Origin of the sequence: Pseudoalteromonas lipolytica (genome assembly GCF_001306915.1) — a bacterium.
GTDB classification, from domain to species: Bacteria; Pseudomonadota; Gammaproteobacteria; order Enterobacterales; family Alteromonadaceae; genus Pseudoalteromonas; species Pseudoalteromonas simplex.
In genome coordinates this window covers 257,436-280,798 of the sequence record NZ_LJTC01000001.1, presented here as the reverse complement: position 1 = coordinate 280,798, position 23,363 = coordinate 257,436, and the positions used below count along the sequence as shown (strand labels likewise).

Annotated in this window: 18 protein-coding genes; 5 read left to right on the top strand and 13 right to left on the bottom strand. The window is 42.0% G+C overall.

Annotated elements, in window-relative coordinates; genetic code table 11:
- Positions 1–202: 202 nt before the first annotated feature.
- The 6 genes from AOG27_RS21835 to proB all read right to left on the bottom strand — a co-directional run bounded on the left by AOG27_RS21835 (position 203) and on the right by proB (position 11,559).
- The gene (locus tag AOG27_RS21835) at positions 203–5,275 is read right to left on the bottom strand and encodes a S8 family serine peptidase (RefSeq protein WP_054551205.1); all 5,073 of its coding nucleotides are present in this window, start codon (positions 5,273–5,275) and stop codon (positions 203–205) included.
- A gap of 413 nt (positions 5,276–5,688) precedes the next feature.
- Positions 5,689–7,215: an arylsulfatase gene (locus tag AOG27_RS01280; RefSeq protein ID WP_054551204.1), complete on the bottom strand. Its 1,527-nt coding sequence runs from the start codon at positions 7,213–7,215 to the stop codon at positions 5,689–5,691.
- Positions 7,216–7,436: 221 nt separating this feature from the next.
- Positions 7,437–8,921 (bottom strand): glutamate--tRNA ligase, encoded by a 1,485-nt coding sequence (gene gltX / locus AOG27_RS01275; RefSeq protein ID WP_054551203.1) that lies wholly within the window; start codon positions 8,919–8,921, stop codon positions 7,437–7,439.
- 81 nt (positions 8,922–9,002) lie between these two features.
- Entirely contained in the window at positions 9,003–9,362 is a 360-nt protein-coding gene (locus AOG27_RS01270) for a glutathione S-transferase N-terminal domain-containing protein (protein ID WP_054551202.1), read from the bottom strand.
- A gap of 67 nt (positions 9,363–9,429) precedes the next feature.
- A complete protein-coding gene (locus AOG27_RS01265) occupies positions 9,430–10,392 on the bottom strand; it encodes a GGDEF domain-containing protein (RefSeq protein ID WP_054551201.1) in 963 nt (320 codons plus the stop codon).
- A 63-nt stretch (positions 10,393–10,455) separates the two neighbouring features.
- Positions 10,456–11,559, bottom strand: coding sequence for a glutamate 5-kinase (proB, locus tag AOG27_RS01260; RefSeq protein WP_054551200.1), 1,104 nt, complete (start codon positions 11,557–11,559; stop codon positions 10,456–10,458).
- A gap of 125 nt (positions 11,560–11,684) precedes the next feature.
- Between proB and AOG27_RS01255 the strand changes: the two genes are divergently transcribed.
- Positions 11,685–12,629, top strand: coding sequence for a DMT family transporter (locus tag AOG27_RS01255; RefSeq protein WP_054551338.1), 945 nt, complete (start codon positions 11,685–11,687; stop codon positions 12,627–12,629).
- On the opposite strand, the gene AOG27_RS01250 is transcribed toward AOG27_RS01255, so the two are convergent.
- Genes AOG27_RS01250 through pdsO form a run of 3 tightly spaced genes read right to left on the bottom strand, consistent with a single transcriptional unit; the run spans position 12,539 to position 15,875 of the window.
- Positions 12,539–13,123 carry a class GN sortase gene (locus AOG27_RS01250; RefSeq protein ID WP_082389160.1) on the bottom strand — a complete coding sequence of 195 codons (585 nt, stop codon included), beginning with the start codon at positions 13,121–13,123 and terminating at the stop codon, positions 12,539–12,541. The two genes, AOG27_RS01255 and AOG27_RS01250, sit on opposite strands and share 91 nt — an antisense overlap.
- On the bottom strand, positions 13,111–15,111 hold the full coding sequence (locus tag AOG27_RS01245; protein ID WP_054551199.1) for a marine proteobacterial sortase target protein: 2,001 nt from the start codon (positions 15,109–15,111) through the stop codon (positions 13,111–13,113). The genes AOG27_RS01250 and AOG27_RS01245 overlap by 13 nt, the downstream gene beginning before the upstream one ends.
- Before the next feature lie 26 nt (positions 15,112–15,137).
- Positions 15,138–15,875 carry a sortase-associated OmpA-like protein PdsO gene (pdsO, locus tag AOG27_RS01240; protein WP_054551198.1) on the bottom strand — a complete coding sequence of 246 codons (738 nt, stop codon included), beginning with the start codon at positions 15,873–15,875 and terminating at the stop codon, positions 15,138–15,140.
- A gap of 219 nt (positions 15,876–16,094) precedes the next feature.
- Here pdsO and pdsR point away from each other — a divergent pair, with 219 nt between their 5' ends.
- The 4 genes from pdsR to AOG27_RS01225 all read left to right on the top strand — a co-directional run bounded on the left by pdsR (position 16,095) and on the right by AOG27_RS01225 (position 19,454).
- Complete coding sequence (gene pdsR / locus AOG27_RS01235) at positions 16,095–16,784, top strand: proteobacterial dedicated sortase system response regulator (protein ID WP_054551197.1); 690 nt, start codon at positions 16,095–16,097, stop codon at positions 16,782–16,784.
- Positions 16,784–18,910 (top strand): proteobacterial dedicated sortase system histidine kinase, encoded by a 2,127-nt coding sequence (gene pdsS / locus AOG27_RS01230; protein ID WP_054551196.1) that lies wholly within the window; start codon positions 16,784–16,786, stop codon positions 18,908–18,910. Before pdsR ends, pdsS begins: the two co-directional genes overlap by 1 nt.
- Before the next feature lie 113 nt (positions 18,911–19,023).
- Positions 19,024–19,194 (top strand): hypothetical protein, encoded by a 171-nt coding sequence (locus AOG27_RS21485; protein ID WP_156426462.1) that lies wholly within the window; start codon positions 19,024–19,026, stop codon positions 19,192–19,194.
- 50 nt (positions 19,195–19,244) lie between these two features.
- Positions 19,245–19,454: a hypothetical protein gene (locus AOG27_RS01225; RefSeq protein WP_054551195.1), complete on the top strand. Its 210-nt coding sequence runs from the start codon at positions 19,245–19,247 to the stop codon at positions 19,452–19,454.
- A 1-nt stretch (position 19,455) separates the two neighbouring features.
- On the opposite strand, the gene AOG27_RS01220 is transcribed toward AOG27_RS01225, so the two are convergent.
- From AOG27_RS01220 to AOG27_RS01205, 4 genes are read right to left on the bottom strand one after another with little or no spacing between them, the layout of a single operon-like run.
- Positions 19,456–19,956 (bottom strand): DUF1543 domain-containing protein, encoded by a 501-nt coding sequence (locus AOG27_RS01220; protein ID WP_054551194.1) that lies wholly within the window; start codon positions 19,954–19,956, stop codon positions 19,456–19,458.
- Between the two features lie 8 nt (positions 19,957–19,964).
- Positions 19,965–21,308, bottom strand: coding sequence for a sigma 54-interacting transcriptional regulator (locus AOG27_RS01215; protein ID WP_054551193.1), 1,344 nt, complete (start codon positions 21,306–21,308; stop codon positions 19,965–19,967).
- Positions 21,309–21,310: 2 nt separating this feature from the next.
- Positions 21,311–21,838, bottom strand: a complete 528-nt coding sequence (locus AOG27_RS01210; RefSeq protein ID WP_054551192.1) for a hypothetical protein — start codon at positions 21,836–21,838, stop codon at positions 21,311–21,313.
- A gap of 1 nt (position 21,839) precedes the next feature.
- On the bottom strand, positions 21,840–23,297 hold the full coding sequence (locus AOG27_RS01205) for a HAMP domain-containing sensor histidine kinase (protein WP_054551191.1): 1,458 nt from the start codon (positions 23,295–23,297) through the stop codon (positions 21,840–21,842).
- Positions 23,298–23,363: the final 66 nt, after the last annotated feature.

The window sequence follows — 23,363 nt, the reverse complement described above, 5'->3', positions numbered from 1 at the left end:
TAATTTTTTTGCCACACAACGCAGTAAAATGACTTATTTTATCTACTATCGTCAAACTAACATACTGAAAAAAATATTAAACAACTTGTACATTTTGCTACATAGGTTTTCAGTTTTAGTTATTAAATTCCATTATTTAATTTACTCAATGACAAAAAAAGGGCCCGAAGGCCCTTTGCTACATAACACACTTAGGGAGTGTTTAGTCTCGTTTCATACGGCGACGAAGACCGGCAAAACCAGCTAATAACACTGTTATCCATGCTAAAGAGCCGCTTGAGCCTCCTTTTTCTTTTGACTCTGGTGTCACAGCAGTTGGTTTATCAACACCATCTGAGTTAACAGTTAAGACAAATGATGTTTCAGCTTTATCAGTTGGGTTTTCTATATCAGAAACCACAACCGTTACATCAATATCGCCATAGAAATATTGTTCAGGGGTGATGGTTACCGTATCACCATCTACTTCATAGCTTGCGTTATCTGCAATTACAGATATTTCATTTCTTGAATTCATCTCATCGATATGCTGAACCTCAAATGAAATAGATGTGTACTCTTCTGTCACCATATCATCAAGTGCAATCACTGTGATGTTACCAGGGATCGCCAGTGTTGCAGTTGAAGTCATGTCATTCAGACCCGAGATTGCTGCTTTAGCTGCAACTTCAAGTGTTTGACCTGTAGCGGTTGGCATAACTTCGGCCCATGCGGTGACTTCAAATTGTGATGACTCTGGACCAACATAGTCCATACATACTACGTATCCATCGCTGATTACTTCATCTAAGTTGTTATAAGCAATCTGAATACCGCGATAGCTTTCAAGAGGACCGTATTGATATTGTGCACCGCGGAAACCTTGTAAACCGATACTTCCAGCAGGACGAGTAGTACCAAAATCTAAATTATCGTATGCATAGTAAATTTCATGCTCGCCTTTACCAAAGCGCGTATTGGCATTAAATAACACTTGGAAGTCAAATGAGTTATCACGTTTAGTGTAAGTGTATTGACCCGTTTCACGATCATAAACAGGGTTGTCGTAATCTGACGCGTTATCCCACTCAATAATACCCCAACCTGTTGTTGTACTTGCAAGTGAGATCCCTTCGTTAGACGATAAACCCACTGACATTACTGAACGTAATAAGCCGCTCTCTGCAAACTCCCAACCACGCCATAATGGACCCATATTCTCATAAGGGAATGTTTCATAAGGAAATGGATTATGCACTGGGAAGAAGTAACGACTACCGCCTGTATTCACTGTCCCCATACCACGAATTTGAATTATCGAGTTTTGGATATTTGTATTATCAGCATTGTTATACAGACTGAATGTGTCAAATGCACCATTGTAAAAGCTTGCTATTGGTAACGAATAACCACTTCGTGAATTATATAGATTACTTTCATCGAAGCCTGAAAGCATAGGCATAATGCCAAACTCAGATAAGTCGACATAACCGCCTGGGTTTGAGTTACCAAAATCAGGTGTACGACACATTTCATCAGTGATGTTATCAGTGACGATGTAATCTGGCTCTACATCTCGGGTATCCGCTTGTGTGCCCGTTACAATCACTTTACCATCAGCAATTTCAACGTTGATTTCAGATGCTGTTGAAACCATTACATTTTCTGCTTTGATATCAAGACCAGCAGGAATATTAAGTTCTAGTGAGAACTCACGATCTATACCTGAGTTATTCGCTAATACTTCAAATGTGTAAGGCACCATATCGCCCACTTTTGCACCTGTATATGGCGCATCAAGATGAGCAACATCATTGCCACGGTTAAGCTTAAATGGAATAGAGCCTAGGTTGCCATGATTTACGGCTGATGTGCCCACATCAAGCAAAGAGTAGTAAACGCTGTCTGAATCAAATTCCATATCCCAATTAACAGTCATTTCAACAGTGTTTTGACCATCACTGCTAGGAAGACTGGCTGTCATTCCTGACGCCTCTTGGTCAGACACAACGGCTGTGGCAAGTTTAAAGGTTTCTTCTAACGCACCAACCGATGATTCATTTGAGTTGTAAATTACAACCCAGTATTCACCTTCTTCTGGGTTGTTAATATTACAGAAGTTATTGTAAATGATATGGTTAGATACACATAAGATCTCGTCTTGCGGCTGAACAATACCATCACCGTTATAATCTTTACCTACATAGACGATAGCATTACCGACTTTTAAAGTACCTTCTAACTCGGATTCAACACCTACGCTTTCAGCAATAAAACGTTTTGCGTTCGCAGGCACAGTAACAAACTTAGTAAATGTTGCTTCATCTAGAATATCACTAGCATCAACTTCTTCTGTTCGATTCATGGCCCACGGGAAAGTACGCTCATCATCTTTTGGCAAAGTTACTGTAGTGATATCAGCTTTAACCGGCTCATATGCGCGTGCAACAGGTGCTTCAACACTCGGTAATACAATACCTTTAGCAACATAAGTGCCTACATTTGAATGAGCAGTTGTTTCTAATGAAGATGGTAAATTACCGCGGTCATATTTAAACGCTACTGGCCAATGTGCATCTGGGATACCAGCTTCTTCAGCTTGGAACACAAGGTTGGTATGAAGCTCAACTTCTGAGTTACTAAACCAATCTTGGGTATCCATGATTGATGCTTTAACAATGATTGTTTGCGTTTCACCTTTTTTCAGTGAGAAAGTTTTCGGGAAGATATCAATATTCACACCATTTTGAGCGGTTTGTGAATTAACATCAAATGCCCAGTTTTCAACATCTTCATGGCTTACAGTCCAGGTTCCATCTTCTGTTGCTTTGATAGTTCGAACCCATTGACACTCTGGTGCACAAGAAAAGTTAACCAAATTTGGTAAGTTAAGTTTGTGAGGTGTACCGCCATTATATGGATCAGCCGCTAAGAAGTTGTCGGCTGTTTCGTCCATAACAAAACCAGCTTCAGCTGCTAATGCAACATTGATTCGACCTGCACCAGCACGGTAAATTTTAGCATCAGCAACAACATCATTTTCACTGTTTAAACGATGGTACTTAACTACGTTTTCGGCAGTCATTGATAGTGCAGATTGAATCTCGGCTGCACTCCACTCAGGATGAATCTGACGCAGTAATGCCATTGCACCGGCAACATGAGGTGATGCCATAGACGTGCCGCTAATCGCTGCATAATCTTGACCATGTGGTGCCACAAAAGGATGCTCATCAGAGTATGCCGCATAAATATCAACACCAGGAGCTGCAAGTGTTGGAGCTAGTACTTCAACATTCGAATAAGATGGACCACGCGATGAGAAGGTTGCTAACCAATCAGCATCTTCAGCATCAACACGGCGCTCAATCACTGTTGGCTTAATAGTGATCATATGACCTTTCTCTGATGTGCTATCAACCCAATCTTCTAAACCGTCATCGGGCCACACACCATTCCATTGATCATAGGTAAAATGAACGCCTGGTAATGAGTAAGCCTCAGGTACTGTAGCTTGATCACTGTCACGGTTGAACATAATGAAACCATCAGCGCCACCGGCTTTTACATGATCTACTTTTGCGGTACGGGCATTGGCAGCTGTATCTGTAGCTGAGTGACGTTGACAGATTACAATAACATTCGTGCTGCCATCAGCCGCACCAGCTATTTCTGTCCCATCTTTGTAGAAATTAAACGTATTTTCAGGATAATCGGCAGTACAGTATCCATCAGAGTCTTTAAAGCCATTGACGTCTTCATAGTCTTTAGCCCAGACAACAACGCCGGTAATTTCTTCGCTATTAATGGCACCGCCAACTAACCCCATATCTGACCAACTTGGTACTTCAGAACCCATCGTTTCATCAGCAAAGCCCGCATATTCAACAGCAGTTTCAACGACAACAGTACGACCATGTGTTGTTGCTGCAACTTGCGCAAGCCACGGTGACGAGTTATCTAAATAGCCAAAACATTCAGCTGCGCCACACCCCTGACCGCTGTTACCTGCTGCCGCGGCAACGTTGATGCCCGCTTCACGCGCTGCTAAGAATGCAAGTTGTACTGGATCGGCCCAAACGTTTGAATCGGCTCCACCAATTGAGAAGTTGATTACATCAACCCCATCAGAAATTGCATCTTCAATACCAGCAACTAACGCTTCACCAGGACAACCTGCGTATTCTTCACTTGATGGGTAACATACTTGATAAGAAATAATATTTGCATGCGGTGCAACACCTGAGATTTCAGGGAATAAACCCTCTTTCAAGATATTGCCATCAGTATTTTCACCAAAACTAGGTAGCATATATGGAACGTCTTTGACTACGTTACCTGCCGCAGTTGACGCAACATGCGAACCATGACCTTGATAATCTTCACCAATCGCCGGCCAGCCTGGGATCATGGCATCAAACGCATCTGTGATCACATCGTAAGAACGTACACCAATTAGTTTGTTATTACATTGAATCTCTTCTGGCTCTTCAACACAGTCACCAACATAAACGCCCGCACCAAATGGGTTTTCATGCTCATAACCATCAGCACCCACAGCTGCAAATGACGGGTGATCTGAATTAATACCTGTATCAATAATACCTATGATTTGGCCTTCACCTTTGCCCTTGATCCCACTTGGAACACTTGTTCCATCCCAAATTTGATCAGCACCGATGTGCTTAGGGCCTTCATCTGAAAGTAAATCATAATTTTTAGAACGCATTACTGATACAACAGAGCCAAGCGAAGCGACCTGTAATGCCTCTTGCTCTGTCATTTTTACAGAGAAACCATTTAGCGCTTTAGTGAATTGACGGCGCATCTCTGTACGCCCTGTAACTGCCGTTACGTTTTGCATAACAGCACGTTGTTTCGAATAAAGCTTGTTTTGATATTCTGTAACGGCTGAAATTGCAGCCTGACCTTTTTCAAAAACTTTGGTAATACCTTGAGCTTGCATAGATTTTGATAAAGACGAAGTTAAGTCTCTAGCTTCAAGAGCAACAGAGTTATCACGTAAACGAATAATATAAATATGTTCGCCACCCAGACCTTCTTCTTTAAATTTGCTTGCTTGACTATTTAATTGAACATTTAAACCATCGTTTTGTAGCATGCTTGAAGAGTTACCTTGCTCGAACTCTTTGGAAAATGCTTTCACTTCTTCAAATGTAATATTTGGTGCTTTTAATTGGTGCTTAACTTGATTGTTCTCAACACCGACTGCATGTGCAGCACTAGCACTATAGAGAGCTGCAGCAACAGCGATCGAAAGTGTTTTGACTTTCATAAAGTATCCCCTGGATAGTTAATTTGAATAGTTATTCAAGCTTTTTGAATTTCCATTTCAACGCTTGTAGTAACAATATAACCACAGGGAGAATCAAAAATGACGTACATTCGTGTAGCGTTTTGTACACACTGTTAACATTAAAGTTACCAAAGGTGGGCTAATATAGCGTTTCTATATACAATATCTCTGAATACAAAATAGAAGTAGCATATTTAATTTAGGTAAGAAATGAAGATAAAATTGATTTATTAATCAATTAATTATGATTATGCAGTGGTAAATCGTATAACTCTTATGCAACTATAACTTGAGCTGGCTCATGGTTTTCAAATTCGAAGCAGTAAAGGCTTTACCAGCGATGAGCAAAACTGTCATTTTGCAACATTGTGTTCTGGTAAAGCCTATCGTTTTTAGCGGTTTAACGCTTGCTGAGAAATCATTTCAGCAACACTACCCACTTGTACTGACATACTCTCTTGACTAGGCGGAAATGCCTTAAAGGTTTTTACAAACTCTGCAATTTGATTACCTGCTGGGCCTAAAATCCAACTACGGTTTTCTGCCCACTCATCATACCCCCTAGCATCAATGAAACGCTCAAATGGATCCATTTTTAAGTTAATAATATAAGGTGTAGTAAGGGCTTGCTGTGTAGACCTAAACCAATGATTTTGTTCCGTAAAGATTAATTTCCAGTCACCGTAACGCATTCCATGAAAGGTCGTTTCGGTGAAGTAATAAAACTCTTTACGCTTTGTTTTACCATTGTTTAGTAAGATATCACTTTGATCGAAACCATCTAAATGAACCTTATACTTTTGACCATTGATTTTGGTACCTTTTAATAAATTAGCTTTTAAATCTTTATCACCAATCCACGACATAATCGTTGGCATCCAATCTTCCATTGTCATGAACTCACCTGTGCTCACACCTTTAGGAATATGGTCCGGCCATTTAACAACCATAGGTACTCTGAAGCCACCTTCCCAGCCACCAACGCCTTTTTCACCATGAAATGGCTGATTACCACCATCTGGCCATGAGTTTGATGCGGCACCGTTGTCGGTAGAAAACATCACTATTGTGTTATCAGCGACTTTAAGTTCATCAAGTAAGTTAAGTAATTCACCTACATCATCATCCATTTCGGCCATACCATCAGCATATAAACCAAAGCCAGTTTTACCGTCATAAGCTTTATTAAGGTTAGTTTGGTAATGCATTCGAGTTGTGTTATGCCACACGAAGAAAGGTTTATTCTGTTTTACTGCATCACGAATAAAGCGTTTTGACTCTACAAGTACTTCTTGGTCTAAATTACGCTGACGCTCTTTTCCAAATGGGCCAAGATCTTTAATCTCTTGTTTGCCATTTCCAAGCGCTTTTGAATGAATGACTCCACGCATTTTTAAGCCTAACTTTTCTTGTGTTTTAGCGTCTTGAGGATAATCTTGCTGCTCTGGATACTCACCCGCATTGAGGTGATATAAGATACCAAAAAATTCATCAAAGCCATGATTTGTAGGTAAGTGTTCATCACGATCACCTAAGTGATTTTTACCGAATTGGCCTGTAACGTAACCTTTTGATTTGAGCATGGTTGCTAAGGTTGGATCTTTCTCTTGCAAACCTTGTGATGCGCCAGGAAGACCTACTGTACTGAGACCTGTACGCATAGGATACTGACCAGTAATAAATGCAGCGCGGCCAGCAGTGCACGAGGCCTGTGCATAATGGTCCATAAATATCATGCCATCATTAGCAATGCTATCAATGTTTGGGGTACTGCCTCCCATCATGCCTCGATGATAGGCACTAATGTTCCACATACCAACATCATCACCCCAAATAACAAGTACATTGGGTTTATCAGCAGCGACACTTGGTAAACTTAAGCCTAAAATGGCCACGCAGGCCAGTATGTATTTAAACATCACTTTCTCCTTGAAAACTGACTAAAGCATTTGCCTTAGCTTCAAAAATCCCTCGCTTGCAGTCACCTTATACTGCTTTCTTAAGATATTCATACAAGTGATAAATTGTGCATGTTTAATACTATTAGAGCAGTCACTATTTACAAGTTAAATCTGGGGTAACTTTGATTTAAATATAAAAAAACCGAGCATAAAGCTCGGTTTGTAAAACTAAAGGATGATTAAGCTTGCGGATAATCGCGGTATGCACGCTCAATTTTTTTCGCTTGCTTTTTAGACACACCAAGATGTGCTAAAGCAACACGTAAACGAGCACGCGATAAGTCAGAGCCTAAAATTTCCATCGCATCAAGTACTGATGTTGAAGATGTCTTACCTGTGATAGCCACAAAGATTGGCTCTAGGAAGTCTTTAATCTTCAACTCATGGAAAGTCGCCACTTCTTTTGCGATAGCAAAAATCGCTGGTTTTTCCCAACTACGTAAACCTTCTAATTGCCAGATGAAGAACTGTAATGCTTGACGGATTACATCTTCATCAGCTTTACCTGCTGTTAATAGCGCAGGATCATAACTTGGAATACCACCTACAAAGTGGCCCGCAAGGTCAACCATGTCAGAAAGCGTATTAATACGTGTTTTAGCTTCTGGCAATACTTTAGCGAATAGCTCGGTATTAAATTTCCAATCAACAAAACGCTGCATTAGCTCTGCATCAGATAAGTTTTCACGGATCCACATACCGTTTAACCAACTAAGCTTATCGATATCGAAAATTGGGCCGCCAAGCGACACTCGTTTCATATCAAAGTGTTCAATCATCTCTGCTAAGGTGAACTTTTCACGCTCGTCTGGCATTGACCAACCCATACGGCCTAAATAGTTTAATAGTGCCTCTGGAAGGTAACCCATTTCTTTATAGTAGTTGATTGAAGTTGGGTTTTTACGCTTCGATAATTTTGACTTATCTGGGTTACGCAGTAACGGTAAGTGACCTAATACTGGCGCTTCCCAACCGAAGTCTTCATATAATTTTAATAGCTTAGGCGCTGAATTGATCCACTCTTCACCACGGAAAATGTGGCTAATTTGCATGTGATGATCATCAACAACGTTGGCAAGGAAGTAAGTTGGGAAACCATCTGCTTTAAGTAGCACTTGCATGTCTACATTTTCCCATGGGATCTCAATTTCGCCACGTAGGTAGTCGTTAAACTTAAACGTGCCTTCGCTTGGGATCTTCATACGGATTACGTAAGGCTTACCCGCTTCAAGGTTTGCTTTAATTTCATCTTCAGAAAGATTTAAACCACGACCATCGTATTTAGGGCGTAGACCTTCGGCCATTTGCTCTTCACGCATTTGGTCTAGTTCTTCGCTCGTAGCAAAACAGTAAAAAGCTTTACCCTGTTCAACTAACTGATGCGCGAATTTCTTATATAAATCGCTACGCTCAGATTGACGGTATGGGCCAAACTCACCGCCTACATCTGGACCGTGATCCCAGTTTAAGCCTAACCATTGTAAGCTATCCATAATAGCTTGCTCTGATTCTGGCGTACTACGAACTTGGTCTGTATCTTCAATACGTAACACAAACTCACCGCCTTGCTGCTTAGCAAAACAGTAGTTAAATAATGCGATATATGCAGTACCTAGGTGCGGGTCGCCAGTCGGTGACGGAGCAACACGGGTGCGAATTGTCATGGTTATATCTCTCAAAAGACAATTAAAAAATTTGCCCAAATGCTAGCACAGCACGGGCTATAATCGAAGTGAAAAGCCGCTTTATGCCGCGACTTTATCTAAATAAGCAATGATATCGTTTGATTCATACAACCAAGTCACTTGGCCGTTTTCTTCAATGCGTAAACAAGGAACTTTTACTTTTCCGCCCTGCTCTAATAGCTCTTGGCGAAATTGCTCGTTATCTTTGGCGTCACGGGTTTCAACTGAAAGGCCTTGACGTTTTATGGCACGACGTACTTTCACGCAAAATGGACAGGCTTTAAATTGATATAGTTTAAATTGTGATGTCACTGAATCAAGCGCGGCTTGCTCTGCTGCCGGGCGCTTTTTACTACGTGGCGTGAATACAAAATCAAAAAACAAAATGATGCGGCCTAACAACCAACGAACAAACTTCATCTTACCTTCTCATAGGGTTCAAAAAAATAGTGAGCAATTTTAACACAGCTAAGCGCGCTGCAACACCTTAAAACAGCTCAATTGAATCATCTTGAGGTTGGCTTTGTTGAATATCTAGTTCGGAATAGGCAGTGACACAATTACGACCGCTGTTTTTAGAATGGTATAAGGCCTGATCGGCTTTTTGCACAAGGCTGGCAACCATTTCAAACTCGTAGATTGGCATAAAACCACTACTCACTGTTAAGTTGCCTACTTGAGGAAATGGGTATTGGGCAACACAGGAGCGAAAACGATTAAGTGCATTTCGTGCATCTAGCTCGTCACTTGCTTGAAATAACACAGAAAACTCTTCGCCGCCGTAGCGAAAAACGTAATCTTCAATACGAAAGTTATTTTTTAAAAGCTGTGCCACAAGTAAAATAACCTCATCACCAATTACATGACCATAGTTATCATTAACACGTTTAAAATGATCAATATCGACCATAGCAAGGAACCAATGACACTGCTTAGAGTCATGCTCGACCGCTGTATTGGCAGCTATCTCAATCACTTTTTTATCAAATGTTTGCCTGTTAAGAAGTTCCGTAAGTGGATCCTGCTGTGATTTATGTAATAAAGAGAGCTGATTCGCATAGATATTCAGCATATAAATAGCTAGCATACTGCAGCGCTCGGTTAACTCTTTATCAGATTCAACAACAAGTATACCGACAACATTGCCAGTGTAATAAATTGGCACATATGTCGATATCACCCCACAATCACGGCTAATCCGAATTTTATTGCGACTGACTTTTGCCAATAAGTCTAGGACTTCTTGCTCGCTAAGCTCCTCAATGGCTGTGTTCTTATTTAACAGCCGTGCGGGAAGACCAATATTAAAGGTTTTATTAATATAGATTGCAAAACGTGTAAACTCACCTAATTCAGCAACAGCATTTATCAGTGCACTGTCTAACTCAGGCTCTTCTTCCTGTTGCGTTATAGTGACTACCCAGTCATGCCCGCAAGCATTAGAAGCCATTTAGAAGCCCCCAAAATAAAACATAACTTTAGTTTAGTTAAGTTTGCTAGAATTACTAAAAAACTATAACAAAATCATATCATCTCGATGAATGACTTCACTGCTTGGTGCAAATACAAGCAACTCAGTTATTTGCGATGAATGACAGCCTTTTATTTGATCAATTTCTTGATGGTTAAAGTTAACAAGGCCTTTAGCAATACATTGCCCTTGGCAGGTCACCACTTCAATCACATCACCACGCTCAAACTGCCCTTTCACAGTCTTTACGCCTTTTGCCAGTAAGCTTGCGCCACGTTCTCTAAGCGCAAGGCTTGCGCCATCATCAATCACTAATTGCCCCGTGCTTTTAGGCCCTGCAAGTAACCATTTTTTGCGGCCATCTTTTGGTGCGGTGAGTTTTAAAAAGCGTGTACCAGGGAGCTTGTCGGCCATGCAATTTAAAATCACATTTTTGCCTGCGCCTTTGGCAATAATTACCTCAACACCGGCGCGACGTGCAATATCGGCTGCTTGCAGTTTGGTTGCCATACCACCGGTACCTAGGGTGGTGCCACTGCCACCAGCGAGCTCTCTAAGCTCATCATTAATATGCTCAACTTCATTGATAAGTGTTGCATTGGCATCAGAGCGAGGATCGCCTGTAAATAAGCCTTCTTGGTCAGTTAACAATAACAGCTTTTCAGCATTCGCTAATATTGCGACTAAAGCAGATAAGTTATCGTTATCACCGACTTTAATTTCGGCGGTGGCTACAGCGTCGTTCTCGTTGATAATTGGCACCACATTGTGAGCGAGTAGTGCATTTAAAGTATCGCGAGCATTTAAGTAACGTTCACGGTCTTCTACATCGGCGCGGGTCAGTAGCATTTGCCCTACATTCACACCATACAAAGCAAACAGACTCTGCCAAATATGAATAAGCTGCCCTTGGCCAATTGCGGCAAGCATTTGTTTTTCAATCAAAGAACGACCACAGGGGGTAATGAGTTGCTCGCGACCTGCAGCAACCGCGCCGCTTGATACTAAAACAACCTGATAACCCTGTTTTTTTAATTCACAACATTGGCGAACAAGTTCAACCATGTGTGCTTTATCTAATTTGTCGGTACCGCCTGTCAGCACGCTTGTGCCCAGCTTTACAACAACGACGTGTGGCCTTTGCATTTGATTCTTATATTCTGCATCTTGAGGTAGTTTGGGTATATATATACCAGCTAACAGTTTTTGAACAAGTTAAAAAAATTCATGCTAGGATCGCGCTCTCGTTTTTTTACTCAATAGCGACGCCTATGCCAGCCAGTTTATGCTTAATTATCGCGACCTTTTTATGGGGTAGCTCCTACATTGCATTAAAGCATGCAATCAATGTTTATGATCCTGTGTTAGTGATTTTTTTAAGAATGCTAACCACGTTATTGATTAGCTTATGTTTATGGCGCTATATAATTCGCTTTGAATTCAAACCAGGTGACTGGAAGTACTTAATTGGTATGTCACTGGCTGAGCCTTGCTTTTATTATTTATTTGAGGGGCATGCCCTTGAATACACTTCAGCATCGCAAGCTGGGGTAATAGTCTCTTGCTTACCAATTATCGTCGCTATTTTGGCGTTCTTAATATTAAAAGAGTACATCAGTAAAGCCATCGTCGTTGGTTTTACCTTATGTATTGGTGGCAGTATTTTATTAACGCTATTATCACCAAGCACAGAGCAAGCCCCTAACCCACTGCTTGGTAACTTTTTAGAGTTGATGGCGATGGTATGCGCCGCGTTTTATACCGTGAGCGTAAAACACTTAGTCGCTCGTTACTCACCGCTGACCTTAATAGCAATTCAAGGGTTTAGTGGTAGCTTGTTCTTCGCGCCTTTTTTATTTTTCATCGAACTACCCAGCGAAAACCAGCACGATTTAAGTGCCCTACTGAGCATTTTATATTTAGGCTCATGTGTCACTTTAGGCGGCTATGGCATGTACAATTACGCCATCAGTAAGGTGTCGGTATTAACCGCTGCCGCTTACTCAAACCTCATTCCAATTTTTGCGTTGATTTTGTCTGCCATTTTACTTGGCGAAGTTCTGACACTTTGGCAATGGGTGAGTATTGCGGTGGTATTTGCCGGTGTTATTGTTAGCCAACGTCATCAAGAACTGAAAGTTGACGTAGACGATAATTTATCAGCCGACACCAATAATCTAAAATCAGTCCCTGAAGCTAACGAGTCAAAAGGGTAACAGGTTAATAAATAAAGGCCTGATTGTGCTAAAAACCCTTGCTCGCTTTGATGAATAACATCAATGCTGCGAACTTGATAGTGTTCAATTTGGCCATTTTGCAATTGCATACTGAATTGCTCACCCACTTTGACATGTTTTAGAAATGCAAAGTGGGTGTCGTTATGACCCGCAATCAGCACCCCATTTGTGCTGCCAAGTTCACCGCTTGGCAAAAAATGCCCGGGGGCAAACGCGAGGTTTCGCCCCGATGCACCAGCAAGTACAGTCAATTCTTGCTGCTGGCTTGGCCATTCTATGTGTGCAGTGACATAACCATCGGCGTAAAACCAAGGCCTCACTTGCTGATTAGGACTTTGCAAAGCTTGCTGCCAAGCAGATTCAATCAGAGCCTGAGCCAGCCAAGCTTTCGCCTGCATATAGCCACCATTCACAAACAATGCGATGCCAAGTAAGGCGCTGCAAACTGGCAGCGCTTTTTTTAGCGTCGCCATTGCCATAACCACGAAAAAGCGAGTAATAGTAACCCGATTAGCATAAACACGCGGCTTTGTCCGTCGGTTTGCGGTAGCGTCATGCCGTTAGGAAGTTTGTTTCTCACTTGCATTGAACGCTCTGCAATCTCATTATCCGCATAGTTATCAACTGCAATAAAGGCTGTAAAAGGGCTAAGTAAATGATGCTGAAGTGCTAATGTCTCAACTTCTGCGCGTACCGCATCCTTTTCATTATAAAGCAGTAGTGACTTAATTTTTTGTCTTGCCCAGAGTCTAGCGATACCTTCGCCGTTTGCGGCATTGGCCGTTGCTAAATTAATCGTCATTGGCCCTGTGTTTGTCTGCCCCTTTAATGTTAAGTGCTGACTGCCATCAAGCTTCACAGCAACCAAAACCGGCTCTGAAAAATACAAGTCAGGTAATGGCGATGGCCAATACTCTAGTGCTGCTTTGTCGCCTTCAAGTGCAAGCTCTGTAACCGCGGGATGGGCTAGCTTATCAAATAGCAGCTGCATTTTGGGCTGTACTTGGCTGGTGCTACTTATAAAAGTGAATGTACCACGGCCAATATCCGCAGCTCTGGTCATAAAAAAGCTATTAGGTGCGCTACCAATACCGACGGTAAAGAGTCGGCTGTCACCTAAATCTGTTTGAATTTGTTTAAATAGCTGCGTTTCGTTACCCACACTGCCATCGGTTAAAAACACCACTTGGCGAACAAAGCCATCATGGTGTTTACCATCAAGTACCTGAGTCAGTGCTTTTGCTATTTCGGTGCCGCCATCGGCTTGTAAGCCATAAATAAAGCGTTCTGCACGGCGAATGTTAAAGTCATTGGCAATCATTGGCGTGTCACTTAATACCGACACTTCATTATCAAAGCCTATGATGTTAAAACTGTCATTTTCATCCAATAATGAAAGGGCATAAAACAAGGCTTGTTTAGCCTGCTCCATTGATTGGCCATGCATTGAGCCAGAGGTATCTACAACAAACACCATTTCACGAGGCAGACGAGCTTGCGAGGTAAAGTGATCGCTTGGCGGTACTAACATCAGTAAACCATATTCTTGCCCTGCTACTGTTTCGGTAAAAAATGCAGCCTGAGAGTGGGCTTTATCAAGGGGCTTAAATGTCAGCTCAAAGTCTCTATCCATCGGAACATCACGATTAAGTGATAACTGGTACCGACCAAAGCTTGGGTTATCGATTTGCATGCCCGCTAAATTAGCGCTGATATCACTCAGCTCAAGGCCAATATCCATCGAAATAGCAAGGTTTAGGCTCGCATCAGACTCTTGGCTTTGTGCACGATGAAAAACAGGCTTTAGCCACGCTGATGCCAATTGCGCTGTATCAGCTGTTGCGTCGCTCTGTTGTTCTGTGTCTTTTGTTTCTAGATTCACTTTTTGCTGCAGTTCTGCCGTTAAAGGTTCGTAGCGCGGCGTAATAGTGGTTGGAAAACGCAGTGAAAACACACCATCTCGAAAACCGATTATCTCTTGGTATTGCAAGGTAATTTCAATCTCTTCCCCTGCTCCAAGGTTTGCTACATCAGTAGAGAAAATGTTCGCGCGTTGCTGACGTACTAAAGCGGCGCGTTTACCCTGTTTTTGGGCTTGCTCAAATTGCTGTTCTGCCTGCTGTTTAAGGGCAATGTTACCGGTGATAATGCGCTCACCAATTTGCATTTGCATGGCATGAACTGCGCTTTCATCAGGTAACGGAAACACATAACGGGCATTAACGGCAAACGGGTGCGGGTTTTGATAACGCTGTTTAACAACAACATGATTAATAAGCCCAGTGAGCGTCATAGTGACATCGTTTTTCACTAATAAGCCCGACGACACTTGGCTATTTGATTCATCATAAAATCGCAGTTCGGCACTGGCATTGGCTGCAAATGCAGGGTTAACAGCATAACCTAATAAGAGGATAAAAAGGCTCCCAAAAAGGAGCCTTTTGGTACGGTTACTCAACATAATATGTCACTCCATCGACCGATGAATTAGTGGTTACTTTGTGCTGTGCGTAAGCTGCTTTGTGAAACAGGGCGTGTCGTTAAGGTTACGCGGCGGTCAAACACGTTGTCTTCGTAGTTATTTGAATCGGCAACACTTTGCTGCTCACCAAAGGCGGTAGCGGTTAAGCGCGTATGAGGCACACCTTGTTTAATTAAGTAGCTTTGCACTGCATTTACACGCTGTTTTGAGAGCATTAAATTAGCCAACTCATCACCACGCTGATCTGCAAAGCCATTTAAGTCGATAGCCAGATTTGGCTGAGCAATAAGTAACTGTGCGACTTTATTGAGCTGGTTAGCAAAGTGTGGGGCAATTTCGCTAGAGCCAGTTTTAAACTGTACCGTCATCGCCAATAAGGTGTTTAATTGAGCTTGTAGTAACTGCTCTTTTTCGTCAGCTAATAATTCAAGCTGCTCACTTAAGGCTGCGTTATCGGCAATTACTTGTTGGTAATCAGCGGTTTGCTCTTTCATTACAACTAATGCGTGTGCTTGTTCATCAATGGTGTTGTCTGCCGCTTCTTTTTCGCCAATTAAGCCACCTGCAAACGCGCCAATAAATGCCCCCACTGGGCCGCCGACTAGGCCGCCAACAACGGCACCAGCACCTAAGCCAATGGCAGTTTCTTTTGGTGTTTCTTGTTTAGCTTGACTCGCAGCGTCTGCAAAAGGGGCTACAGATACAGCAGATGTGATAACAGCGGCAATAATTAATTTTTTCATGGTTTAATCCTTTTTCTACTTAATTGCTTGGCAACATTGGTTGGTGTTGCGAACTTGGTATGGAGCTATTAAAACAAGTCGAAATGGCAATAAAGGGGATCAAAAAAGGCAAACTGCTGAGCAATTGTGGCAGAAAAATGGCAATCGCGTTTTTGCCAGTACGCAAGGCAAAAAATTAGGTATAGTTCGCTATAGAAAGAATTTAAGTAAGTATTAACAATGAAGAAAATAGCAATCGTTGAAGATGAAACAGCAATCCGCGAAAACTACACTGAAATGCTCAGCGCTCAGGGCTATCAGGTTGTAGGTTTTGCTGACAGAGCCAGTGCTGAATTAGCATTTAGTCAATCTTTACCAGATTTAGCCATTGTTGATATTGGCCTTGGCCATGAAGTGGATGGTGGTTTTTTACTTTGCCAAACATTACGCAGTCTTTCTAAAACCTTACCGATTATATTTTTAACCGCCCGCGATAGCGAAATTGATACCGTATGTGGCCTGCGCATGGGTGCTGACGATTACTTAACCAAAGACATCAGTATGGCGCATCTTGCTGCTCGCATTGGTGCCTTGTTTAGACGCCTTGATGCTTTCGATCAACCCGCCGATCAAACTGCTCTTTTGCATCGTGGCCCGTTAAAGTTAGATACCCAGCGCATGCAGGTTTTTTGGCAAGAGCAACTGGTTGATTTAACTGTGACAGAATTTTGGATGGTACATTCACTTGCACAGCGTCCAGGCCATGTAAAAAGCCGCAACGAATTAATGAGTGATGCGAAAATTTATGTTGATGACAGCACTATTACCTCACACGTAAAACGCATTCGTAAAAAGTTTATTGCTTTAGATGGTGCATTTGACTGCATTGATACCGTTTACGGTATGGGTTATCGCTGGGAGCAAGCTTAATGCTGCGTTTGGGGCTTAGAACAAAGTTTATTTTCTTATCCTGCTTTTTATTTTTATTGCCTTGGCTTGGCTATGAATATGTGTGGGAAATGGAAAAATTCTTAAGACAAGGGCAAGAAAAAACCTTAGTGGGCACCACCCGCGCACTCGCAACCGCATTACATGAGCGCCCTGCTTTGTTTGACTCGCAAACCAACTTTTTAGATCAAGTTGTAAAAGGCCGAGATTTATATGCCTATAACCTAAATAACCCGATTCAACTTGATGGTAAATTGTCAGAGTGGCAGCCTTATCAAAACCTATTTTGGCATTACGACGAGCGCTATTTACAGGGGTTAAGCCATGAGCATCATGATAGTGATCTAAGTTTTGATCATATGGTGGGCAAATACGAAAACTACCTCTATGCGGCTTTTAAAGTCACTGACAGCTCACTGGTGTATCGTGCTAAAAATGTGCTTAGCTTTACCCGTAATGATCACTTACAGATCATGTTAAAAACACCTGAAGGTGAGTTTAAAAGTTATGTGGTGGCTGCCCGCCAAGATGGTTGGGTTAATGCCTTTGATGCTGCTACACAAGAGCCGGTCACTAAAATCCAAGGCTATTTTAAAAGCACCAACGCGGGTTACAACATAGAGCTGCGTTTTCCACTTTCGATGCTAGGTAATAAGCTTGGTTTTGCTATTGAAGATTGGGATGAAGACAAGGTTGAGCCTCAGCTTATGTCGACCTCAAATCTACAAAACCCCAATGATATCGGCTCTGTTTTAGTGCCTTCGCCAGAAATTAACCGTATCTTGAAAGGCATGGGCCACAGTGGCAGCCGAATTTGGGTCGTCGATAACCATCATCGTGTACTTGCACAATCTGGCTCAATTCATCATGCCGATGGCGTTTGGGCAGACGGCCTAAAAGATGCGCCCGCAACAACCTGGTGGCAACGCTTTGAGCAAGATTACTTACACCCACTTTACTATAAAATTTTAACTCGCCCAGAAAATGAGTTTATTGATACCTTACATGATGTCGCAGCGATGCAAGGTACTCACATAGCCAGCGCTTTAAATGGTAAACCCGCATCATCATGGCGCTTAACCCCAGATAACAAAGCCGTTATTTTATCGGCGGCCTACCCTATTTGGATCCAAGACAAAGTAATAGGTGCAGTAATCGCAGAAGAAACCACCAACGGCGTGCGTACTCTGCGTAATAAATCGTTAGAAAAGCTATTTAATGTCATTTTAGCGGTGATGCTTGTTGGTACTGTGACACTGTTCTTTTTTGCTTCAAGAATTTCCAGCCGTATTCGCCGCTTGCGTGACAACGCCGAACAAGCCATTGATGCTCAAGGGCGGATCACCGGCAAAATTACTTATGCCGATTCGAATGACGAAATTGGCGATCTTTCTCGCAGCTTTGCCAACATTGTTAGCCGTTTAAGTGGTTATACTGATTACTTAGAAAATATGTCATCACGACTCTCCCATGAACTGCGTACGCCCGTGGCTGTTGTGCGCTCATCGCTTGAAAATTTACAAATGCAGCCGCAATCTGAACTGAGTCAAAAATACCTCGACCGTGCCAGTGAAGGGGTTGAGCGGTTAGGTAAAATTATTACCACCATGAGTGAAGCAACGCGCCTTGAACAAAGTATTCAAAGTGCCGAGGCAGAAGAGTTTGACCTGACCAAGGTGATCACCGGCTGCATGCAGGGCTATCAAATAACCTATGGTGAAAGCCTATTTACATTGTCGCTTTGTAAAGAGCCGTTAAATGTTAGTGGCGCACCAGAATTTATTGCCCAATTACTCGATAAGCTCATCAACAACGCACTTGAGTTTAAAACCCCGCAAAGCACAATTTCAGTCAGCTTAACCAAGCAAGAGCAGCATGCATTATTAAAAATCAGCAACCAAGGGCCTTTGCTCCCTGACGGTTTAGTTGAACACATTTTCGACTCAATGGTCTCGGTGAGAAGTCAGCAACATCAGCAGCAGCCACACTTGGGTTTAGGTCTTTATATTGTAAGGCTTATTTGCGATTACCATCACGGTAAAGTATTGGCAGAAAATTTAGCTGATGGCACAGGTGTTGTGTTTACTGTGGAGCTGCCTATTAAATAAGCATATTTGCGTTACATATGATTACAGTTTAATGACTAGGTATTCACCGATAATTCAGATTACAGGACGTAATATTTGTAATACAAAAGGCAAATTATTCTTTGGAGGGCATCATGCGATCTGGATTACAACGTGAAGAGATTGAATTCATTATGGGGCTGTTTAGCTATAATGAAGCAACCGATAAACCAGCGGCTCCAAAAAAGCAGCCTGTAAAAGCTGACACTAAAAAAGTTGATACAGCGCAATATAAAGCAAACTACAAAGCAACTTATTTGACCTAGCTAAGGGTAGCTCATTACAATGGCGCACCTTTGGAATATAACGCCTTGTAATGAAAAAACACTCACCTAAAAAAGAACTGATTTTACTGCCCGTTTTATTCGTGGCTATTTTACTTTGTGTTGCAGGTCACTTCCTACTCCAGCCCAACTATCAAGACAGCCATACCGTTGAGTATTTACTCGCTGCACTGCCATTTGCCTTGTTTGGATTGGTGATTATCGCCTTTAAAGTTGCCAGTAAAAACGATAACCAAGAATAGATCACAACACGTGATAGCCAAACCAATCGGGCTTCATTGCTTGTGCTTGCCCGCTTGGCGTTAATTTGATTGATAAGTTGCTATCTAACAAGTCAATCGCAAAACAATCGTCTACATCGTGTAAATCATCTTTATGAAGATGAGTCATTCCCGCCAATAAAGACTCTTTAGCGCGTTGCTTTGCTTCTTCACTGCTACGCGCAACGTACAATGCAAAATCATGCTGCTCTGCAAGGCTATCAGCTCTATAGGCACCTAAGTTCACAAAATACAGTTTTTCGGCTTGGTGATGCGCACTATCAACCACTTCGACCTGATAACCATCAATGTGCTGAATTTGCATGTAGCTATCCATGTGTACGTTGCTTTTATCACCCACCCATTGTGCTTTTAGTTTTGAGTAGGTTTGCTCAATGCTATCGCCTACGACAAATCGAACGTCGTGCATTTCAATGTGGCAACCTTGAATACGACCGCCCAGATAGACTAAAAAAAGCGCCATGTTTTTCCTTATATTAAGCTTTCAACATTAATGTTGTGCTTTTTGATTAATTTATAAAAATCTGAGCGATTACGTTTCGCAAGCTTTGCGGCTTCGGCAACATTACCCGCTGACATTTTCAGCGTATTAATTAAATAATCTCGCTCAAATTCTTTTTTTGCATCATTTAACGAAAGTGGCTCAGCAATACTAACATTACTATTTAATGCACTTTCAACTAACTGAGCAGCTATCACTTTACCAGGTGTAAGGGCTACTACCTGCTCTATCACATTTTGTAATTGACGGATATTACCCGGCCAATCATAGCGCACCAAAGCATGCATCGCATCATTGGCAAACTGCTTTTGCTCTTGCCCCATACGTTTAGCAATTAGACCTGCAAAATGCTGTGCTAGCAAACTAATATCTTCTCGGCGTTCACAAAGCGGAGGCAGTTTTAAGTTCACCACATTTAATCGGTAATATAAATCTTCACGGAACTGCTGATTATTGATTGCCTCTGGGAGGTTCTTATGAGTCGCCGACACCACCCGCACATCAATTGGGATCTCTTCTTGAAAGCCCACAGGGCGAATGGTTTTCTCTTGTAAAACCCTCAGTAGTTTTACCTGTAAATTTAGCGGCATATCACCAATTTCGTCTAGAAAAAGGGTCCCACCTTGAGCTTGTTGAAACAAACCTTGATGGTCTTTGACTGCGCCTGTAAACGCGCCTTTTTTATGCCCAAACAATTCAGACTCTAAAAGCTCCCCCGGCACAGCGCCGCAGTTAATTGCCACAAATGGCCCGTCACTAACATGGCTATGTTGATGTATTGCTTGTGCAAGCAACTCTTTACCTGTGCCGCTAGCACCGGAGATCAACACATTCACTTGCGTTGGACCAAGCAATTTAACTTGCTCAAGTAAATGCAACATCGCGCCGCTACGGGTGACAATATTTGTTTGTGTCGGTGTTTCATCACCGTGTACACCATGGATCTCAATAGCTTTAGCAAGGCTGTCGAACAGCTCATCTTTATCAACTGGTTTGGTAATAAATGCAAAAATACCTTGCTTCGTCGCTTCCACTGCATCAGGTATCGAACCATGTGCTGTCATCATAATCACCGGCATTGAAGGGTAACGACTTTGTAACTGGCGATGTAGAGCCATGCCGTCCATTTCATCCATTCTTAAGTCAGTGATCACCGCATCATAGGTTTGGTTTTTTAGTGTTTGTAATGCCTCAATGCCACTTTCAACTGTGTTTACCAAATAGCCTTTAGACTCAATTCTAATCGCTAGTAACTTTAATAAACTCGCATCGTCATCTACTAATAAAACCCGTGGTTTTGTTACTTCATTCATGGTTACTGCTCCTTGGTCTCTTCACGTAGCAGAAGTTGTTGTTCGATAGTCGCAAGCGACGATAAGGTTTTTTCCATTTCATCACTCAGTGCTTGCTTAGCTTGTTTTGCCGCTAAATTCTGTTGTAAATATTGCTTTTGTAACCATAGATACTGCTTAATATCATCTGGCCAATAAAAAGCATGGTCACTTTTTTCAAGCTGACTAAGAGCTTTTTCTGGCTCTGAAGCACCGAGTAAACAAATCGACTCAAACAGACGCTTTAGCTCATTTTCGCCAACATAATTTGCTTTATCAGAGCTTGCTTTAAAGCCACCGCACTTGGCAGCATGCCAAGCAATGACTGTACTTGCAGGCGGGTATAACGGCTCACTTTTCGGCCGAGGCTTTGGATTAGGTTGCCCTTGAGATTTCACATCTGCTGTCGGCTCTATTTGCTCTGCCTCAACATGCTTTTGCGTGATCGTGCACCCTGTTATAAAAAGTGTGCCTATAACAAGCATAAAACTGGCTTTATTCGCTAAGCCCATATCAGTTAACTCCTTGGGTTAATTGAATTGGTAAAATGGCTGTAAATACACATCCTTGCGGCTCATTATCAGTAATAGAGAGCTTACCGTTTAATTGTTCAACAGTTTCTTTAACTATGGTTAAACCGAGTCCACTGCCCATTTCAGTATGTTGTTTTGCATTCTTGCCTTGGTAAAAAGCCCCAAACACGGCGGCTTTTTCAGTATCTTCTATGCCTATTCCTAAGTCGCTGACACTCAAAATTAACTGTCCCTGCTTTAAGCTTGCTTTTATTGTCACTGACTCATGTTCTGGCGAAAACTTTAACGCATTTGAGGTAAGCTGAATAAGCACCATTTCAAGTAGCTCAATTGAGATAAACAAAGCTTTATTTGGTAATTCATTCACCCACACAATGGATAAGTCACGCGCTGATAATCGGTGCTCAAAATGACGCTCAATTTTGTTCATCATCAAATTAAAGTTAAGCTCGCTTAGGCTTTGCTTACTGGTGCGAATGGCGTTGTAACTCAATAAGCTTTCAATCATGGCTCTGAGTCGCACCATACTTTGCGTTATTAGCTCAAGAACGGCTTGTTGCTCGCTATTGATAGGACCAACAATTTCATCTGCGAGTAAGTCTGTGCCTTCAACCATCGAAGCTAGGGGCGTTTTTAATTCATGTGTCACATGGCGTAAAAACGTATCTTTTTGCTGCTCAAGCATATGTAACTGCGCTTGAACCCACTCTAATTTATTACCTAATTCAACTAACTCTGACGAGCCGCGAACTTGAATTTTTTGCTGCCAGTGACCTTGTCCAAGTTTATCAATCACATGTGTGAGTTCTCTGAGCCGCCCGCTGATCCGCCAAAGAAACCCGCCCCCGACCAATAACGTGAGTGGAATTAACGCAACTAACCAATTAATAAATGAAGCTTGAAGTGCTTTTAATTGTTGCTGATTTTTTGTTATGCGTAATTCATTTTGCTCTTTGAGCCAATTTGTTTGCTCACTGATAAGCTTACTAGCGGGTGCAAACAGCTCACCATCTTGCTTTTGTTCTACTAATAAATGTTGATGCGCAAATTGTAATACCTCAGCCAATTGCCGCCACTGCGAGACATAATCAGCGGTTGGGCTTAAGAAAATGAGCTCATCGACACTTTGCAGTGACGATTGCCATTTGTTGGCAATTAAGCTATCGAGGGATTCACTTTTAAGCACCCAGTTTTGTCGAGTTGCTCGTTCAAGGCTATTTAAGTCTTGTTTGAGGTTGTTAAATGCTTTGGTAATTTCGTAATTGTCACCGACGATTTCTTGAGTCACTGCAAGCTGCTTATTGAGCGCATTTAAAAATAAAATCACCACCAAAGATAACGGTAGTAAAGACAGCAAAATGCTACAGACGAACTGGCCAATAAGACTAGGTCGCCAATTGAGTAACTGTTTTATTTTTACCGCTACTGTATTTTGCATATTCACTCTCAACATAATTGCAGATGCTGATTATTAGCGAACAAACTTAGACACTCGCTGAATCCG

Coding starts and splice junctions, on each gene's coding strand:
- AOG27_RS21835 (WP_054551205.1), bottom strand. CDS start 5,275: ATGAAAGTCAAAACACTTTCGATCGCTGTTGCTGCAGCTCTCTATAGT.
- AOG27_RS01280 (WP_054551204.1), bottom strand. CDS start 7,215: ATGTTTAAATACATACTGGCCTGCGTGGCCATTTTAGGCTTAAGTTTA.
- gltX (WP_054551203.1), bottom strand. CDS start 8,921: ATGACAATTCGCACCCGTGTTGCTCCGTCACCGACTGGCGACCCGCAC.
- AOG27_RS01270 (WP_054551202.1), bottom strand. CDS start 9,362: ATGAAGTTTGTTCGTTGGTTGTTAGGCCGCATCATTTTGTTTTTTGAT.
- AOG27_RS01265 (WP_054551201.1), bottom strand. CDS start 10,392: ATGGCTTCTAATGCTTGCGGGCATGACTGGGTAGTCACTATAACGCAA.
- proB (WP_054551200.1), bottom strand. CDS start 11,559: ATGCAAAGGCCACACGTCGTTGTTGTAAAGCTGGGCACAAGCGTGCTG.
- AOG27_RS01255 (WP_054551338.1), top strand. CDS start 11,685: ATGCCAGCCAGTTTATGCTTAATTATCGCGACCTTTTTATGGGGTAGC.
- AOG27_RS01250 (WP_082389160.1), bottom strand. CDS start 13,123: ATGGCGACGCTAAAAAAAGCGCTGCCAGTTTGCAGCGCCTTACTTGGC.
- AOG27_RS01245 (WP_054551199.1), bottom strand. CDS start 15,111: ATGTTGAGTAACCGTACCAAAAGGCTCCTTTTTGGGAGCCTTTTTATC.
- pdsO (WP_054551198.1), bottom strand. CDS start 15,875: ATGAAAAAATTAATTATTGCCGCTGTTATCACATCTGCTGTATCTGTA.
- pdsR (WP_054551197.1), top strand. CDS start 16,095: ATGAAGAAAATAGCAATCGTTGAAGATGAAACAGCAATCCGCGAAAAC.
- pdsS (WP_054551196.1), top strand. CDS start 16,784: ATGCTGCGTTTGGGGCTTAGAACAAAGTTTATTTTCTTATCCTGCTTT.
- AOG27_RS21485 (WP_156426462.1), top strand. CDS start 19,024: ATGCGATCTGGATTACAACGTGAAGAGATTGAATTCATTATGGGGCTG.
- AOG27_RS01225 (WP_054551195.1), top strand. CDS start 19,245: ATGAAAAAACACTCACCTAAAAAAGAACTGATTTTACTGCCCGTTTTA.
- AOG27_RS01220 (WP_054551194.1), bottom strand. CDS start 19,956: ATGGCGCTTTTTTTAGTCTATCTGGGCGGTCGTATTCAAGGTTGCCAC.
- AOG27_RS01215 (WP_054551193.1), bottom strand. CDS start 21,308: ATGAATGAAGTAACAAAACCACGGGTTTTATTAGTAGATGACGATGCG.
- AOG27_RS01210 (WP_054551192.1), bottom strand. CDS start 21,838: ATGGGCTTAGCGAATAAAGCCAGTTTTATGCTTGTTATAGGCACACTT.
- AOG27_RS01205 (WP_054551191.1), bottom strand. CDS start 23,297: ATGCAAAATACAGTAGCGGTAAAAATAAAACAGTTACTCAATTGGCGA.